The sequence below is a fragment of the Fibrobacter sp. genome (assembly GCF_045112255.1).
In the GTDB taxonomy this organism is placed as follows: domain Bacteria; phylum Fibrobacterota; class Fibrobacteria; order Fibrobacterales; family Fibrobacteraceae; genus Fibrobacter.
Genome location: NZ_JBGUHR010000133.1, coordinates 1 through 15505, shown reverse-complemented (window position 1 = coordinate 15505; position 15505 = coordinate 1). Strand labels below are relative to the sequence as shown.

The following is a 15505-nucleotide window of genomic DNA, read 5'->3' as shown; positions in this document are numbered from 1 at the left end:
AAATCAACGATTTCCCAGCATTTTCACTGAATGCGTCGGTACAAGCAACTCCTAAATTTCTATCTTTGCGCGTGTAAAACTAAAGAGGTCTAATTATGACGTTTGAAGAAATGTACGCACTGGCCTGCCAGCGCAAGAAAGACATGCCGGAAGGCAAGGGCACCACGGAACTCTTCAAGAAGGGTCCGCACGGCATCGGCAAGAAGCTCGTCGAAGAAGCCGCCGAAAGCTGGATGGCTGCACGCTTTGAATCGCGCGACGCCCAGTGTCTCGAACTTTCTCAAGTGCTCTACTATGTTGCCGTCATGATGGCAGAAAAAGGTCTCACCCTCGAAGAAGTGTACGCTAAACTATGATTAAGGTAGCTCTCCCCAACAAGGGCATGCTCTTTGAACCGACCCAGGAACTCCTCAAGGCCTGCGGTTACAAGGCATCGAAGCCCTACAAGACTTTGACCCAGATCGATTCCAAGAACGGTATCGAATTCTTCTTCCTGCGCCCGAGCGACATCCCGATGTACGTGGGTCGCGGCATCATCGACGCTGGCATCACGGGTATCGACTTCAACGCCGAAGCAAAAAGCCCGGCCGTGAAGGTTTTGGACCTCCCGTTTGGCGCTTCCAAGCTCTGCGCTGCAGTGCCGAACGAAAGCCCGATCCAGAGTCTCGCTGACCTCAAGGACGCAACGATCGCCACAAGCTTCCCGAACATCGTGGAAGGCTACTACAAGAAGAAGATGGACTTCGTGGTGCTCGAAGGCGCCGTCGAAATCTCCGTGAGTCTCGGTGTTGCAAACGCCATCGTGGACGTGGTCGAAACGGGTACGACGCTCAAGCAGGCAGGGCTGCGCATTATCGGCGAACCGCTCTTCCGCTCTAACGCCGCCATTTTCTGCAACCCGCAGAAGACCGAACTCGAAGAAGTCAACACGCTCATCCGCCGCATCCAGGGCAAGCTCGTCGCCCAGACGTACATGATGATCGAGTACGACTGCCCCTCCGAACTCTTGGCCAAGGCATGCGAAATGACTCCGGGTCTCGACGCCCCGACAGTCACAAAGCTCCACGGTCGCGAATGGTACTCCGTGAAGGCTATGGTGCCGCGTGAAGAAGCCAACGCCATCATGGACAAGCTCTGGGACGCAGGCGCAAGGAGCATCCTCCTGTTCGGCATCGAAAGCGCTCGCATTTAGACGAAAGAACGCCCGCCACAGCGGGCTACAGACGAGAGACGAAAGATTTAATAGTCGTGCTTCGCACAATTTTGCAATTCAGCAAAAACACACTTAAATTTTTCTCTCTCTGTCCGTTTTTTCATCTAATTTTCAATCAACGAGTTTCTAAAATTCTTGAAAAGAAACTCTCTCGTCTTTAGTCTTTCGTCTCTCATCTAAACCATGCAATCTCTCGCTTACTTGGCACGTCAACCGATTCTCGACCGCGATGGAAATATCTTCGCGTACGAATTGCTATTCCGAGACTCGCCAAGCAGCGATACCGCAATAATTGCTAGCGACTTGCAGGCGACCGCCCAGGTGCTCGAGAACATCTTGAACAGCATCGGGCTTACGCGCCTCGTCGGTGAAAGCAAGGCGTTCATCAACTGCAGCCGCGAGATTCTTCTCGACAACTTGTTCGGGCTTTTGAACCCCGACCGTTTCGTCCTCGAGATTCTTGAAGACGTCGCTGTAGACGAAAATCTCATCCGGGCCATTCAGCGCCACAAGTCTTTCGGTTTCGAGCTTGCGCTCGATGACTTTATCATGAGCGACGAATATATCCGCCGCTTCGAACCGCTGTTTGAATACGTCTCCTACGTCAAGATGGACCTGGTCGATAACTCGCCCGAGGATATCGCGAAAGCATCGCAGTTCTTCAAGGCAAGAAACATCAAGCTGCTCGCCGAAAAAGTCGAAGATGAACCAACATACAAACGTTGCAAGGACTTCGGCTACGATTACTTCCAGGGATTCTATTTTGCAAAGCCCGAAATCGTAACAGGCCAAAAGATCGACGCGACATCGGCCGCCATCCTTGAAATCATCAAGCTCTTGCGCACACGCCCGACGCTCGAAAGCCTCTGCGATGAATTCGACAAGCACCCGGACATTTCGGCAAACCTTTTGCAATTCGTAAATTCCGACATCCGCAACAAGCCCGTCATCGAAAACGTCAAAGGCGCCATCGTCTGGGTCGGCATGAAGCACATCCAGGAATGGCTGACGATCATGCTGTACGCGCATTTGGACACACGCTCATGAACGTAGAACCGCAAAGTCTGGAAAACCTGATTTCTGAATTTGCCTCCCTCCCGGGGATTGGCTTAAAGACGGCACGCCGCCTCGCCTATCACATGCTCTCGCGCAAGAAAGGCGATGTCGAGCGCTTTGCCGATAGCCTGATGCAGGCCGCCGAAAAGGTACACCAGTGTCCGCGCTGCCACGCCTTCACTGACGAAGACATCTGCCCCACATGCAGGGCCCGCGAAGGCGCCAAGTCCATTTGCGTTGTCGAAAAGAATTCGGACATCCTGCCTTTTGAACGATCCTCCGTGCACAAGGGTCTTTACTTTGTCCTTGGCGGCGTAATTTCACCGCTCGACGGCATCGGCCCCGAAGCGCTCCATCTGCCGCAACTCGTGGAACGCATCAAAGCAGAAAACATCGAAGAACTTGTCCTTGCCTTGGGTTCTAGCCCAGAAGCCGACAGTACCGCGCTCATGATCGATCGCATGCTCGCCGGCGTCAACGTCAAGCGCACCCGCCTTGCCCGCGGCATTCCGATGGGCAGCGACCTGGAATTCATCGACGAAGTTACCATGCTTCGCGCATTCGAAGGGAGAGTTTCCTTATGAGTACAAAAGAAAAAGTCGTCCACCAGGCCCCTGTTGAAGTTGGCGGTTACACCGTCCGTTCGGCAAAGTTTGTCAAGGCCGCCGTGAGCCTCAAGGGCCTCCCCGAAGAACACCTCCCGCAAATTGCGTTCCTCGGACGCTCCAACGTAGGCAAGTCCTCGCTCATGAACACGCTCATGGGCCAGAAAAAGCTCGTGAAAATCAGTTCGACCCCCGGAAAAACGCGCGAATTGAATTTTTTCAAAGTCAATGACGAATTTTTTCTTGTAGATTTACCTGGTGTAGGGTTCGCCAAAGTCAACAATGCGAAGCGCGACCAGATGTCCGACTTTATCCGTGAATATGTCGAGAAGTGCAAGGACCTCAAGGGGCTCATCTACCTCGTAGATATCCGCCACGGAGGAACGCCGATCGACATCGAGACCGTCGAAAGCATCCGAGCCACGGGCTGCCCCGTGCTGGTTGTCGCGAGCAAGCGTGACAAGGTGAACCAGTCCGAACTCGCCAAGGGACTCAGGGACATCCAGCAGCGCCTGGACCTCGACCAAAAGCCGCTTTGCGTCAGTTCGCTCAAGAAAACAGGACTCGACGAACTCTGGACCGAAATCCTAGAGGCAATACATAGCGATAATGGAAAAGACGCAACTTAAGAACTGGCAAAAGATGACTCCCGTCGGGCGATTATTCCATACGCTCGGGATATTCATCTTGAAAAGAAGAATGGGGCAACTCGTCGCCCTGTTTCTCCGCACAGTTGCATCCCTTTTCGACAAAAGCCATAACTTCAAGAGCGACTCCCGCAACATTATCTTGCAGACGTTCTTCACCGGCGTTGAAATTTTTCCGCCGCTCTTTGCCGTGGCCACGTTGTTCGGAACCGTCGTCATTATCTACCTGTTCTCCCTCATGGGCAAGATGGGTTTTTCAAACAACATCGGCACCCTCATCGTGGTGATCATCATCCGCGAACTGAGTCCCATCTTCACGGCGTTCCTCATTGCAGGCCGTACAGGATCCTCTCTGACCACTTACATTGGCAGCATGGTTATCGATTCCGAAGTTGACGCTCTTGCGACCATGGGCATTAACCCGATCCGTTACCTTGTCATGCCAAGCGTTATCGGCGGAACCATCGCCATGATCATCATGAACATCATCTTTAGCGCATGCGCTATCGGTGCTGGGTTCCTCGTCACGAAAGGAATCGTCTTCGTTACTGGAAACTTGTCCAACCTGCAGATCACATGGAGCATCCTCTCTACCGAAATTATCAAGGCACTTACCATCCCGGACTTCGTTTTTGCAATCATAAAGCCGCTCGTATTCGGCATCATCATTACGATCAACGCATGTTACCAGGCGCTGAACATCAAGCGTGATATCCGCCAAGTCCCCAAGGCAACATCCCGCTCGGTCATCATGTCCTTCCTCTATATCGTTTTTACTGACGCCTTATTCTTGATGTACTTCGTTAACGATTATATGCAGAACCTTTCAGCGATTATCTAAAATATGCTAGACGAAGCCCTCAGACTTGAAGATGTTTACCTTTCTACCAACGAATTGTCGGGAACGATGTTTTCGATCCCGAGGGCAGTCAGCTATTTCGAGAATATAAAGGCCAGCGAAAGCAACAAGGACTACCAGCTCATCGCAGGGGCAAACCTCACGCTAAAACTTGGCGAGACGATTTGCATCGCAGGCCCCTCCGGCAAAGGAAAGAGCGCCATTCTCCGCATGATTGCTGGGCTTGCGCGTCCGCTCAAGGGGCACATCTATTATTTTGGCGAATACATTCCGTCAGAAAGACTCACCGCACTTGAAGTCGCTAAGCGCCAGGTGGGTTACGTGCTCCAGAATGCAGCACTGATTTCAAACCTAAAAGTTGTAGACAACATCGCATTACCACTTCGCTACCACAAGATGGGTTCCGAAGGAGAAATTACGAAGAAGGTCAACATGGCCATGGACCTGATGCGCGTCCGCAACTTCGCATACATGTACCCGCATGAACTCAGCGTGGGCATGCAAAAGCGCGTCGCCATCGCAAGGTCGTGGGCAATGGACCCAAAGCTCTTGCTCATGGACGAACCGACCGCAGGTCTCGACAACTACAACCGCAGAAACCTCTTGCCGTTGATCGACAACATGCGAACGATGTTCAAGACATCCATCATCATCGTCACGCACGACCTCATGATTGCAAAGGAACTGGACTGCAATCTCGTATTCTTGCACCAGAAAAAGCTCACCGAGCCGCATTCCTTTGACTACTGGCTCCGTTCGGACAGCGAAATTTCCAAAGACCAGTTCCGCGATCTTCAATCCGTTTCACCTAACACCTGATAAAAGTTATGTTCCTTCCATTACCAGACGATTTTCATGCGCACTTGCGCCAGGGCGAATTTATGCCCGGTTACGTCCGCGATCTCGCAGCCCAGTTTGGCCGCGCCATCATCATGCCGAACACAGTCCCCGCGATGACAAGCGCAAAAGCCATCGCAGAATACAAGAAGCAGATTCTCGAAGCCGCCGCTCCTGTACGCCCGGACTTCGAGCCGCTCATGACGTTCAAGCTGAACCCGAACTACACGGAACAGGACTTGAAGGACATGATGGCCGTTGGCGTTGTCGCAGGCAAGTACTACCCCGCAGGCGTGACAACCAACAGCGCAGACGGCATCAGCGATTTCGAAGCGGTCTTCCCGGTTGTCGCGATGATGGAAAAGCTCGGCCTCGTGCTTTGCGTTCACGGCGAAGAGCCGGGTGAATTCTGCCTGGACCGCGAACCCGCATTTATCAAGCGTGTCGAAACGCTCGCCGAAAAGTTCCCGAAGCTCCGCATTGTATTCGAGCACTTGAGCAGCGCAAAATCCGTGGAAGCCGTAAAGCGCCTCCCTGCAAACGTCGCCGCCACATTCACGGTACACCACCTGATGATGACTCTCGACGATATCGTCGGTGACGCGCTCCGCCCGCACCACTTCTGCAAACCGCTCCCGAAACGCCCGGAAGACCGCAAGGCCATCCGCGAAGCCGCCTTCAGCGGAAACCCGAAGTTCTTCCTCGGTACCGATTCCGCCCCGCACCAGCAGGGCAAAAAGGAATGCCCGTGCGGCGCCGCAGGCGTCTACAGCGCACCGGTCGCCATCCCGCTTTTGGTGCAGGAATTTGACCGCGCAGGCGCCCTCGATAAGCTCCCGAACTTCATCGCAGGATTTGGCGCAGACTTCTACCACCTCCCGCGAACAACAAAGCAAATCGAGGTTGTCAAGGAATCGTGGACCGTTCCTGCCGTCGTGAACGGCGTCGTACCGCTTGCAGCCGGACAAACGCTCGAATGGAAACTTAAATAACGCTTTAGGCTACTTTTTCAAACAAGACGCCCAAATTTCATATAAAAATTCGTCTAAAAAGGCGAATTTTTTTTGTACAAATAAAAAAAAATTACCTCTTTAGCTTTTTTTACTTATATTAAAAAGCGATCCAAGGATTATACCACTTTTCAATCGGAGGTTTTATAATGAATCTGGTAAAAACAATTGGTCGTATTCTTCCGGTCGCCATCTCGCTTGCTGTGCTCGTTGCCTGCGGCGACAAGAAATCTGAAAAGGCAGCTCCGGTCAAGCAGCCGGAACCGGCCAAGGTCGAAGCTCCAGCACCGGAACCAGAACAGCCGGCACCGTTTGACTTCTCCAAGTTTGCAGCCGCCAAGAACAACTCTCAGGTATTCTTGACCACCAACAGCGAAGTAGAAGCATTCCTCAACGACGCATTCGCCAAGGTTGAAAACGGCCAGGCCACCTCTATCGAATTCCCGAACGTAAGCAGCATGTTCGAACTCGCCAGTGCCGAACTCAGCAGCGAAGGCCGCGCAGTCATCGCAACACTCGGCTCCAAGTTCGCCCAGACCAACGTCGATGCAGCATCTCTCCTCGTGGAAGGCTACACCTGCGATCTCGGCTCTGTCGCATACAACGACGAGCTCTCTCAGCGCCGTGCTGAAACCGTCAAGGCTGAATTCTCGAAGTACATCCCGGCTTCCAAGATCACTGCCAAGTGGTACGGCAAGCGCATGTTCAAGAAGTTCAAGTACGGTTCCAGAGAAGAATACCGCCGCGTGAACATCCGCATCCAGTAATGTTCAGGATTGCGCAAACTTAAACGTGCAAGTATTTGAAAAGGCCTCCGCAAAAGCGGAGGCTTTTTTGTTGCAAACTACCCGTTCATAATGTATTCGGCATTTTCGAGAATGTACGAATCTTTCGACTTTTGATCTTCCGGCAAGCGCTCGAACGGGATGATATCGTGACGCGTAAACGTGCGTTCATCGGTAGGCCCCGAGTGGTACCCCATCAAGAGCATGGACATCATCCAGCGGCGATGTTCCGCCTCACGGAGGAGGTAGTCATCGCCCGAAATTTCAAAACAACGCTTGCGGAGCGGGAGCGCGTTCGCACAGTAAATAGCGGAGGTTTTGTCGGCCTCGCTCAAGCGATACCACATTTTCTCTTCGGTATCACGCGTATCGGGATTCAGGTGGCGTTCACGGACATAATTTGCGCGCTGCCCGCGTTCTACACGCTTGGAATGCACAAACTCCTTCATTTCATCAATGTCACCCATGATGCGCACATAGCCATACATTCCGCTTTCATTGATTCGCTTGATGATATCGTCATTCGCTTCGCGCCAGTAGACGGCAATGTCGGCATTGTCATAAACGGCACGTGGTAAATGCACAAGCGTCGAAATAGCCTTGGAAGCATCTTCCTTACAAATGCAAACGACAAGGCGTTCCTTTGGGCTTGCGGCTACGGCTGCAATAAAGTTACGTGCCAAGTCCGCTTCGCAGTAGGCATCGACAAAGTTCCATTCCACATCGAGATAGTCGCCTCGTGCCGTCTCCGGCTCGTGAGTTACTTTGTTACCATTCGCATCGACATAAGTGTACTTCGAAAGCCTGAAAAGCCCCATGCGCGAAACCACAAGGCGGTCCACCCACTTTTCACAATCTTCATCGACAAACGTGATGCAGGTCTTTAAATTCGTGCGGCTATAATTCGGATAATGGCAAATATTCGCAACCTCAAAAGCAACCGCCTGCGCAATCGGCCCTGTGCCAATCAGCACCACATGCAAACGTTCATTTTCCGGTTCACGGATGGTCGGCAAAAAATCCGTGCCCACAAGCAACTGTTCCGACATGAATTCATATTCATTAAAAACATCAACAAGCAAATGGCCCTTGCTCTGTTCAGGCGCCTTCAAATACCACAAGATTTCAGAAGACGACGGTTCGCACAACAACAGATGACAATGGATGTCGCGCGGAGCTTTTTCCGTAATGTTTCGCAATACCTCGATGCAATGCAAGTTCCGGGAATCGCGTTCCGGGCCGTCTTCGCCAATCACAAGAATCTGATCCGCCAGGAGCGCCCCAGCAAAGAGCAAATCTTCTTCGTTTTCGTAATCCTTTTTGTAATGGATAAAATGCCCATCGATATCACGGCGGCTCACGACAACAACCGGGCGCTTATCGCCCTTGAGCACACGCAAGATACTTTTGAGCTGGTGCCCTGCGCCAAGCACAAGCACATGGCCACGCACATCAACATGTTTTTTCCCTTCGCGCATCGATTCGGACGTATTCTTGAAAACATTGATGATGACGCTGATAAAGAGCACCGCAAAAACAACGTAGCCAGACAGGAACCCCTTCCAGCCAAGCGTCTTTTCGCCAAGTACCCATGAGCCAAGCAAAACGCCCACGACAAAAATAATCAAGGACAAGCCAAGCAAAATCAAGAGCTTCTTGGCGATGCCATTCGACCAAGCGCCTTTAATCAAACCATTAAAATTCATAAAAATGCTCCCGACAAATTCAAATATATTATAGTTAATTTCACGGTTCCCGGCTTAAGCCCGAGATGATACGACACCCGCGCCAGAGAGAACGCTCCGCCCTCCGCAAGGCGTGACCTCAATATGCGTGGGAAGTTCGCTCTTGACCAAATCAACATGCGTAATGACACCCAGGAGCTTGCCTTTCTCCTGCTGCATTTTCTGTAGCACGATGACCGTTTCCTGGAGCATCTTGGCATCAAGCGTTCCAAAGCCTTCATCGAGGAACATGGAATCGATGCGCACATTGCGACTCGCGAGCGTCGAAATTCCAAGCGCCAAGGAGAGGCTCACGAGGAATCCTTCGCCACCGGAGATGTTGTCGATCGGGCGAACGGCATCGCTATTGTCATGGTCCACGAGCTGGATGTTGAGCGTATTGGGCTCAGTCACCATCTCGTAACGCGGGAACATGTCTCGCAAATAGCCGTTTGCAATTTTCAGCAAATTGCGGAGTGTGATGGTCTGGATAAACTTGACAAACACATCGCCGTTGCCTGTATCGAGCCTGTTGCCATTAAACCAGCGCTGCATCTGTTCCCAGTCGTTTCGCTTGGACTTGAGTAGAGAAAGTTCCGCCTGCATATCGCTAAACTTTCGGCGTTGCTGCACATCGCTATTTTTCTGCGCAATCCAGGTCGCAAGATTTACGGTGCATTCGTTCAGCTTGGACTTCGCATCATCGCGATTCTGCTTTGCTACGTCTTCGGATTCCTCGAAGTTGCGCTTCTGCAGATGTTCCGCCAGCTGGTCTTTAAAATTCTTGACCGACGTTTGCGCCGTTGTCAAGTTATCGTCCACAGACTTTTGCTTTTGCTGGAGTATTTTGCGTTCCGATTCCGGGAGCCTTGCGGCCATGAATTCCAGCTCATCAGCAAAATTCTTCGAAGCAAGATTCTCGAGGAACATCGTCTGAAGTTCTGCAAGTTTCGGTTCAGCATCTGCAATGTGGCGGTTCAGTTCTACGATGGTATTGTCAAGCGCAATTTTCGCTTCGCGCATTTGCTGTTCTAGGCGGCGGGCATCATTGGCCATACGTTCAGCAGAATCGCGCAAAGCTCTCGCTTTGTGGCGTTCGTCGTCCACAGATTTTTCGCCAAAGAGTTCCTTGCGGTTCTTTTCGAGCGCGGCGAGATTTTCACGAAGGCCGTCTAGCTTTCGCTTGGATTCATCGAGTCTCGACTGCGCCTGTTCAAGATGATCCTTGTGCTGATCCACACCTGAGCGGTCTTTTTCCAGTTCACCTTCAACCCTGACTTTTTTCTCTTGCGCCTTTTTCCACCAGGTATTCTTCTTTTCAAGTTCGAGAAGTGAATCATCCACATTTTCCATGCGGATATCCGGGAACCACGGCGAAAGCGAAGCTTCAATTTTCTGCGAAAGGCTTTGCGATTTGTCCTGCGATTTCTTGACCGCATCTTCGACGATATTCAACTCGCCCGCAAGCTTTGCTCGATTGACCACATCATTGTTGACCTTGTTCTGCAAGTCATCCGCGCTTTCCTTTTTTTGCAGATACGTTGTCTTAAGCGTCTGCAAGTTCTGCAAAATTTCGCGAAATTTTTCAGGAGTCGCACTTTCGAGATTTACACGTTCATTTTCGAGATTCGCACTTTCGAGATTCGCCGAGATTCGCCACGGTTCAAGCCTAGAATCCAAAAGCTTAATCGCAGATGTTTCCGCAGCCTTTTCGACCTTCTGTCTTTCGGCAAGCTCACAAAGCGCTTCATTGAGGTTCTGCTCACGTGCAGCCAGGCTATCTAGCAAGCGCTGGACCTTTTCCATTTCACTATTGATCTTACGCAACTTATCCGCAAAATCGTTCAGGCGGTCAGCGCCATTTTCAATCGCCGTCGAATCTTCGCACGACAGGTGTTCTCGCGAACCGCAAACAGGGCATGGCTCACCCGGCTTCAAACTACGGCGAAGTTCCGCAACGACAACCGGGATATCGTTTTGAATAACAGATTCCTTCTCTTTCAGGAGCGCCGCTAAATCCGCTTGCGCCTTTTCGCGTTCGCTTGAGAGGTTCACCCTCTGGCCCTGTCTAGATTCAATTTCGCCCTGCAAACGCGCCGATTCATTGTGGTGACGCTCTACATCGTTGGTATAGCCGTTCAATTCGGGCAAAAGGTTCACAAGATCCGCATCAATCTGGTGTTCCGTCAAGTAATTCCGCAACCCGCCCAATTCCAGCTTTTGCTGTTCGCAAGCGCAGTCAAACTCTTGCAACGCTTTTTTCTGAGATTCAAGCGTTCGCAAAGCCTCAGCAACATTCGAACTTTCAGTTTTCCATTCCGCCGCCTGCGATTTCAGGAGCGTCAGCAATCCATCAATCGATTCGTCCTTGCTGTTTTCCGCGATATACGTTTCAACTTTTTTTAACGCCTTTTCATTTTCAGAAATTCTATCGCCGTACTCCTTGATTTTCGTTTGAATCGCCACAATTTCCTGTTCAATCTTCGTGGCATCCGTCTCTGCATTCTTAAATTGCGCACGGACATTTCGAATATCGCCATCCAGCGTAGAAACCTGCTGCCAAACAGATTCATTCTCAGAATAATCTGCTTTACACTTTTCGAACGATGCCTGTTTTTCACCGCTATCCTTCGAAGCTTTTTCAAGATCGGCTACAGCAACCGGGAGTTTACTATTGCATTCGCCGAGTTGCGTTTTCATGCGTTCAAGATTTCCGCGCACAGAATTGAATTCGGCATACGACGATTCGACTTCTTGCGCGCACATGGCGCGTTCGAGCCTTTCGCAATTCGGCTCGAATTCCGCCTTTTCACGTTCGGCAATTTCTAGCCCGTTTTTTGCCTTTTGCAAAAGCGATTCAATGTTGTGCAGATTCTCGAACCAAATGCAAATATCGCCAAAGCGTTTTTCATCAAGAGCAAGCGATTCTTTTTGCGACGAGGCTGTCTCAATTTTTGAATTCAGTTCAGCAAGTTCTTCTTCACTCAGCAAAGCGACCGCGCCCATCTTGTTTTCAACATCTTCGACAGCCTTATTGGCACTTGCGTACAAATCGTGAACGGCAACGGCAATTTTTCTGTAGATGCTATCGCCCGTCAGCTTTTCGAGAATGGCGGCTCGTTCATTTTCATTGCATTTCAGGAACTTGTTGAATTCGCCCTGTGCAAGCATCATGGACTTGGTAAACTGCCCAAAGTCAAGCCCAATCACGCGAGTCATCGTCGATTCAATTTCGGACTGCTTTGAAAAAGACGCTTCTACGGTATGCGTAGTTTCATTCGAGAGCACCCAGGAATACTTTTGCAACTTATTCGTTCTCGAAGAGCGGTGCTGGCTCCAGTGCGCCGAATAAATATTTCCGCCACATTCAAAAACCACCTTTGCATAGCAGCTCTTGGAACCATAGGTCATCACCTCGTTGGAATCTCCAACAATGGCGCCCAAGCGCGGCGTCTTGCCGTAAAGTCCAAGGCAAATTGCATCGAGAATCGATGTCTTTCCAGAACCTGTCGGACCCGAAATGCAGAACATGCCGCTATTTGCAAAATCAGGAGATTCAAAATCAATCGTCCATTCGCCCGCAAGGGAATTGATATTGCAAAACTCGATCTTCTTAATCTTCATCGGTCCCTCTTATGCGTTCTCATGCGCTTTCGCCACGGCTTCATTAAACAGACCAATAAACTTGTCGTACTGGCTTTTCACAACTTCGGAATCGTCACTTTCTTCTGCATTCGAGGCGATTAGCATTCTGAAATAATCTTCTTTCGTGTATTGCGTTGTCGATTCCACGCATTCATCAAACGCATTCGCGCTGCGCAAAACATCACGCGAAATGCGGTGGCGCTTGACCACAAAATGCTTGCCGGATTCTTCGGCTTCGAGCGCTTCATTCAGGCTCACAAAATCGCCAGAAGTCAAAAGCAAGTCAACATACGTTTCCACCGGATTTTGAAGCAGTTCCTTTTCAAGATTGCGCAAATCGCGCTTGAGCGACTCCACGCTTCCCTTGAACTGTTCAAACCGCATCGTCTGGGGCACCAAAATTTTTTCAACAGTCGGGGGCACATTCGCTTGAGCATCAACGCCAAGAACATAGCGCTTGCAATACGATTCATCAAAGCCCATCACGAACGGAGAACCCGAATAGCGCACTTTCGGATTCTTGGCGACCATTGACGTATAATGGATATGGCCCAGCGCCACATAATCGAGTCCGTCCGGGAACGTCGAAACATCGACATTGCCAAGCGTTCCTATCACTTCGCGAACGCCATCGTCAACAGAATTTCCAGGAAGCGCTACATTTTCAACATTTGCAATTTCAGCACCAGATTCTTGCCCATCGTTTTCGCGACCTGAAAGCTTCGCCGCATACAAATGCCCCGTTGCAATAATCGGGATATCCCGATCGCCACGCAGTTCAAGTGCACAACGGTACGCATCTGCATAAAGGCGCTTCAGTAAATCCTCGTCAGACACCGCATCGGCGCTTTCGCCAGATTCGCGTAGCCCGTTCGCCTTATAGAATTGTTCGAGTTCCAGATTGCGCATGAACGGCACGGCACAGCAAATGCCAATGACATCGCCGCCGCCATCCTTGAGTTCTATCACCAGATCTTCAACCTTGCGATTGTTAATGGAACCCACAACTTTTATGTTCAGCGCATCAAGAATGCCCGCCGGCGCATCAAGAAGCGTCCCAGAATCATGATTGCCGCCCACGACAATCACATTGGTACAGCGAGTATTCAAGAGCGATGCCAAAAAACGGTAATATTGCGTCTTTGCAATGTTCGAAGGATTCACCACATCAAAAATATCGCCCGCGATGACAAGCGCCTGCGCACCGGCAGATTCAATTTCACACTTCAGCCAGTCAAAAAATGCGCCCGTTTCTTCCGTGCGGTCAATGTCATGCATCGTATTGCCAAGATGCCAGTCTGCGGTATGGATAAACTTCATGTAAAAACGCCTCTACTCAAGACAAAGATACTTTTTTAAATCGCCCAATATATTACTTCAACTTTTCATTCACTGTCTTGGTGCTTGCGATCCCGAGTTGCTTCATCGTTTCAAAACGGCTTAAAATATTGCCCTTGCCATCCTTCAGCTGCCCAAGCGCATCGGCATAAGCCGTCTGCACCGTATTTAACTGACGTCCAACCTTTACAAAGTTGTCCGTAAAGCCGCAGAACTTTTCGTAAAGCCCTTCGGCAGTCTTCATGATATTCACGCAGTTTTCTTCCTGGCGCGTATTCTGCCAGGTCAGCAAAATCAAGTTCAGCGCAAGCATCAGATTTGTCGGATTGATAATCAGTACACCCTTGCGATACGCCTTTTGCGCAATGGCAGGGTCCTTGTTCACCGCAAGAATATAGCTTCCTTCGTTCGGCACGAACATGAGCACATACGGTACCGCATGCGGCACGACCTTCGGGTAGTTCTTTTCAGCAAGCTCATCGACATGCTTCATGATGCTTGCCAAGTTCTCCTTGCATGCCGCGTCACGAGCCTCGTCATTTTCCGCCGAGACGTATTCCGAATAAGCCGTCAGCGAGACCTTCGAATCGACTATGACATTCGAGCCATCGGAACACTTCACAACCACATCCGGACGCAACTCGCGCCCATTTTCGTCAGTGTAGCTCTTTTGCACAAAATATTCCTGATTTTCACGCAGGCCGCTATCGCTTAAAATATTCGAGAGCACCACCTCGCCCCAGTCGCCTTGCACCTTGCCACGGTTCTTGAGCGCATCGGCCAGATTTTCGGCATCAAGCCCGAGTTTTCTGGACTGTTCCACCATCGTCTTGATGGCTCCATTCAGCTCCGCTATATTCTTGTCATTGCCTTCTTTCGCGCGGCCAAGCATTTCGCGCATGTTGTCGAGTTCCTTGAACAAAGGCTTCGTGATCATTTCCATGTGCTCACGGTTTTCGCCTTTAAATTCTTCACTGCGTTCCTTGAGGAGCCGTGCCGACACCGCCTCAAATTGCGATTTCATGGCCGAAAGTTCCGCATTGAACAGAGCCTCGCGATCATCATGCATCGAGCGCTCCATTTTATGCATCACAAGCGCCCCCACCAGTGCACCAAGCGCAAAGGCTACAATCGCAACAGTCGCAACAATCAAGGAAGTCATATCCATCTTTTTACCTCATTGCAAATATACAAATAGATAATGTCTGTTTTTGACAAGAAGTGAAAATATTCGCATACACCCAACCGGTCTAAAACGAAAGCAGGCTTTTTTATTATCTTTATAGACGATGGATTACGAATACAGCGTCATAGGTTCAATTTCCTGTAGCGAGGACGCCCTTGCCAGAGAAAAAGAATCCTCCGAATTCATGTTCAAGAGCTACACGTTTTTGCTCCGCAAGTTCAATAAGCAGATCAGCGCAAGGCTCTGCAACTGCGCCGACTGTCAGAACATCTCGGAAGAAGACGTCAAGGAAGTCTGCAAGCAGCTATCCATAAAATTCGTGTGCCCTGTTTCCATGCGCAAAGGCTACGAAGTCTACGGAAACGCAAACGTCTTTAACGGCGGTTCCGATTACGAAATCATCGAAGAGAAATGGTTTAAGGTCGAGTTCGACAATGGATTTGAAAAAAGATAATACATCTTTTTCAAATCTTTTTTAAATCTTTTTCAAATCAAAATAGCACTTCATGCGGGCGGGGCCCCAGCTCGGAGTTGCGAAGGCCGCACGGGCCCCTCCCTGCACCCTCCCCATCCTTGGCCGACGCTTTATTCTCTCGACGA

Annotated in this window: 14 protein-coding genes; 10 read left to right on the top strand and 4 right to left on the bottom strand. The window is 50.4% G+C overall.

Going from position 1 to position 15505, the window contains the following annotated elements:
• Nucleotides 1-95: 95 nt before the first annotated feature.
• The 9 genes from hisE (at nucleotide 96) to ACJMM9_RS16920 (ending at nucleotide 6994) form a co-directional block, all read left to right on the top strand.
• Nucleotides 96-356 (top strand): phosphoribosyl-ATP diphosphatase, encoded by a 261-nt coding sequence (gene hisE, locus ACJMM9_RS16960; RefSeq protein ID WP_014545870.1) that lies wholly within the window; start codon nucleotides 96-98, stop codon nucleotides 354-356.
• Complete coding sequence (gene hisG / locus ACJMM9_RS16955; RefSeq protein ID WP_405329650.1) at nucleotides 353-1192, top strand: ATP phosphoribosyltransferase; 840 nt, start codon at nucleotides 353-355, stop codon at nucleotides 1190-1192. Before hisE ends, hisG begins: the two co-directional genes overlap by 4 nt.
• A gap of 204 nt (nucleotides 1193-1396) precedes the next feature.
• Nucleotides 1397-2260 carry an EAL and HDOD domain-containing protein gene (locus ACJMM9_RS16950; RefSeq protein WP_405329649.1) on the top strand — a complete coding sequence of 288 codons (864 nt, stop codon included), beginning with the start codon at nucleotides 1397-1399 and terminating at the stop codon, nucleotides 2258-2260.
• Entirely contained in the window at nucleotides 2215-2853 is a 639-nt protein-coding gene (gene recR, locus ACJMM9_RS16945; RefSeq protein ID WP_405329647.1) for a recombination mediator RecR, read from the top strand. The genes ACJMM9_RS16950 and recR overlap by 46 nt, the downstream gene beginning before the upstream one ends.
• On the top strand, nucleotides 2850-3503 hold the full coding sequence (gene yihA / locus ACJMM9_RS16940) for a ribosome biogenesis GTP-binding protein YihA/YsxC (protein WP_014545874.1): 654 nt from the start codon (nucleotides 2850-2852) through the stop codon (nucleotides 3501-3503). Before recR ends, yihA begins: the two co-directional genes overlap by 4 nt.
• The gene (locus ACJMM9_RS16935; RefSeq protein ID WP_405329644.1) at nucleotides 3484-4362 is read left to right on the top strand and encodes an MlaE family ABC transporter permease; all 879 of its coding nucleotides are present in this window, start codon (nucleotides 3484-3486) and stop codon (nucleotides 4360-4362) included. The genes yihA and ACJMM9_RS16935 overlap by 20 nt, the downstream gene beginning before the upstream one ends.
• A gap of 3 nt (nucleotides 4363-4365) precedes the next feature.
• Nucleotides 4366-5199, top strand: a complete 834-nt coding sequence (locus tag ACJMM9_RS16930) for an ABC transporter ATP-binding protein (protein WP_088641040.1) — start codon at nucleotides 4366-4368, stop codon at nucleotides 5197-5199.
• Nucleotides 5200-5207: 8 nt separating this feature from the next.
• Entirely contained in the window at nucleotides 5208-6209 is a 1002-nt protein-coding gene (gene pyrC / locus ACJMM9_RS16925; RefSeq protein ID WP_405329641.1) for a dihydroorotase, read from the top strand.
• 167 nt (nucleotides 6210-6376) lie between these two features.
• On the top strand, nucleotides 6377-6994 hold the full coding sequence (locus ACJMM9_RS16920) for an OmpA family protein (RefSeq protein WP_088641038.1): 618 nt from the start codon (nucleotides 6377-6379) through the stop codon (nucleotides 6992-6994).
• 77 nt (nucleotides 6995-7071) lie between these two features.
• Here ACJMM9_RS16920 and ACJMM9_RS16915 read toward each other — a convergent pair whose 3' ends face one another.
• The 4 genes from ACJMM9_RS16915 to ACJMM9_RS16900 are packed head-to-tail and all read right to left on the bottom strand — an operon-like array spanning nucleotide 7072 to nucleotide 14887.
• Nucleotides 7072-8718, bottom strand: a complete 1647-nt coding sequence (locus ACJMM9_RS16915) for a hypothetical protein (protein WP_405329639.1) — start codon at nucleotides 8716-8718, stop codon at nucleotides 7072-7074.
• Nucleotides 8719-8772: 54 nt separating this feature from the next.
• On the bottom strand, nucleotides 8773-12360 hold the full coding sequence (locus ACJMM9_RS16910) for an AAA family ATPase (protein WP_405329637.1): 3588 nt from the start codon (nucleotides 12358-12360) through the stop codon (nucleotides 8773-8775).
• Nucleotides 12361-12369: 9 nt separating this feature from the next.
• Nucleotides 12370-13701: an exonuclease subunit SbcD gene (gene sbcD / locus ACJMM9_RS16905; RefSeq protein WP_405329635.1), complete on the bottom strand. Its 1332-nt coding sequence runs from the start codon at nucleotides 13699-13701 to the stop codon at nucleotides 12370-12372.
• Nucleotides 13702-13753: 52 nt separating this feature from the next.
• Nucleotides 13754-14887 (bottom strand): DNA recombination protein RmuC, encoded by a 1134-nt coding sequence (locus ACJMM9_RS16900; protein ID WP_405329633.1) that lies wholly within the window; start codon nucleotides 14885-14887, stop codon nucleotides 13754-13756.
• Nucleotides 14888-15008: 121 nt separating this feature from the next.
• Between ACJMM9_RS16900 and ACJMM9_RS16895 the strand changes: the two genes are divergently transcribed.
• Nucleotides 15009-15359, top strand: coding sequence for a hypothetical protein (locus ACJMM9_RS16895; RefSeq protein WP_405329631.1), 351 nt, complete (start codon nucleotides 15009-15011; stop codon nucleotides 15357-15359).
• Nucleotides 15360-15505: the final 146 nt, after the last annotated feature.

Excerpts from the sequence above, each read along its gene's own strand:
- ACJMM9_RS16920 (WP_088641038.1), top strand. The coding sequence starts at position 6,377 with ATGAATCTGGTAAAAACAATTGGTCGTATTCTTCCGGTCGCCATCTCG.
- hisG (WP_405329650.1), top strand. The coding sequence starts at position 353 with ATGATTAAGGTAGCTCTCCCCAACAAGGGCATGCTCTTTGAACCGACC.
- ACJMM9_RS16935 (WP_405329644.1), top strand. The coding sequence starts at position 3,484 with ATGGAAAAGACGCAACTTAAGAACTGGCAAAAGATGACTCCCGTCGGG.
- sbcD (WP_405329635.1), bottom strand. The coding sequence starts at position 13,701 with ATGAAGTTTATCCATACCGCAGACTGGCATCTTGGCAATACGATGCAT.
- ACJMM9_RS16915 (WP_405329639.1), bottom strand. The coding sequence starts at position 8,718 with ATGAATTTTAATGGTTTGATTAAAGGCGCTTGGTCGAATGGCATCGCC.
- recR (WP_405329647.1), top strand. The coding sequence starts at position 2,215 with ATGGCTGACGATCATGCTGTACGCGCATTTGGACACACGCTCATGAAC.
- ACJMM9_RS16910 (WP_405329637.1), bottom strand. The coding sequence starts at position 12,360 with ATGAAGATTAAGAAGATCGAGTTTTGCAATATCAATTCCCTTGCGGGC.
- yihA (WP_014545874.1), top strand. The coding sequence starts at position 2,850 with ATGAGTACAAAAGAAAAAGTCGTCCACCAGGCCCCTGTTGAAGTTGGC.
- pyrC (WP_405329641.1), top strand. The coding sequence starts at position 5,208 with ATGTTCCTTCCATTACCAGACGATTTTCATGCGCACTTGCGCCAGGGC.
- hisE (WP_014545870.1), top strand. The coding sequence starts at position 96 with ATGACGTTTGAAGAAATGTACGCACTGGCCTGCCAGCGCAAGAAAGAC.
- ACJMM9_RS16895 (WP_405329631.1), top strand. The coding sequence starts at position 15,009 with ATGGATTACGAATACAGCGTCATAGGTTCAATTTCCTGTAGCGAGGAC.
- ACJMM9_RS16950 (WP_405329649.1), top strand. The coding sequence starts at position 1,397 with ATGCAATCTCTCGCTTACTTGGCACGTCAACCGATTCTCGACCGCGAT.
- ACJMM9_RS16930 (WP_088641040.1), top strand. The coding sequence starts at position 4,366 with ATGCTAGACGAAGCCCTCAGACTTGAAGATGTTTACCTTTCTACCAAC.
- ACJMM9_RS16900 (WP_405329633.1), bottom strand. The coding sequence starts at position 14,887 with ATGGATATGACTTCCTTGATTGTTGCGACTGTTGCGATTGTAGCCTTT.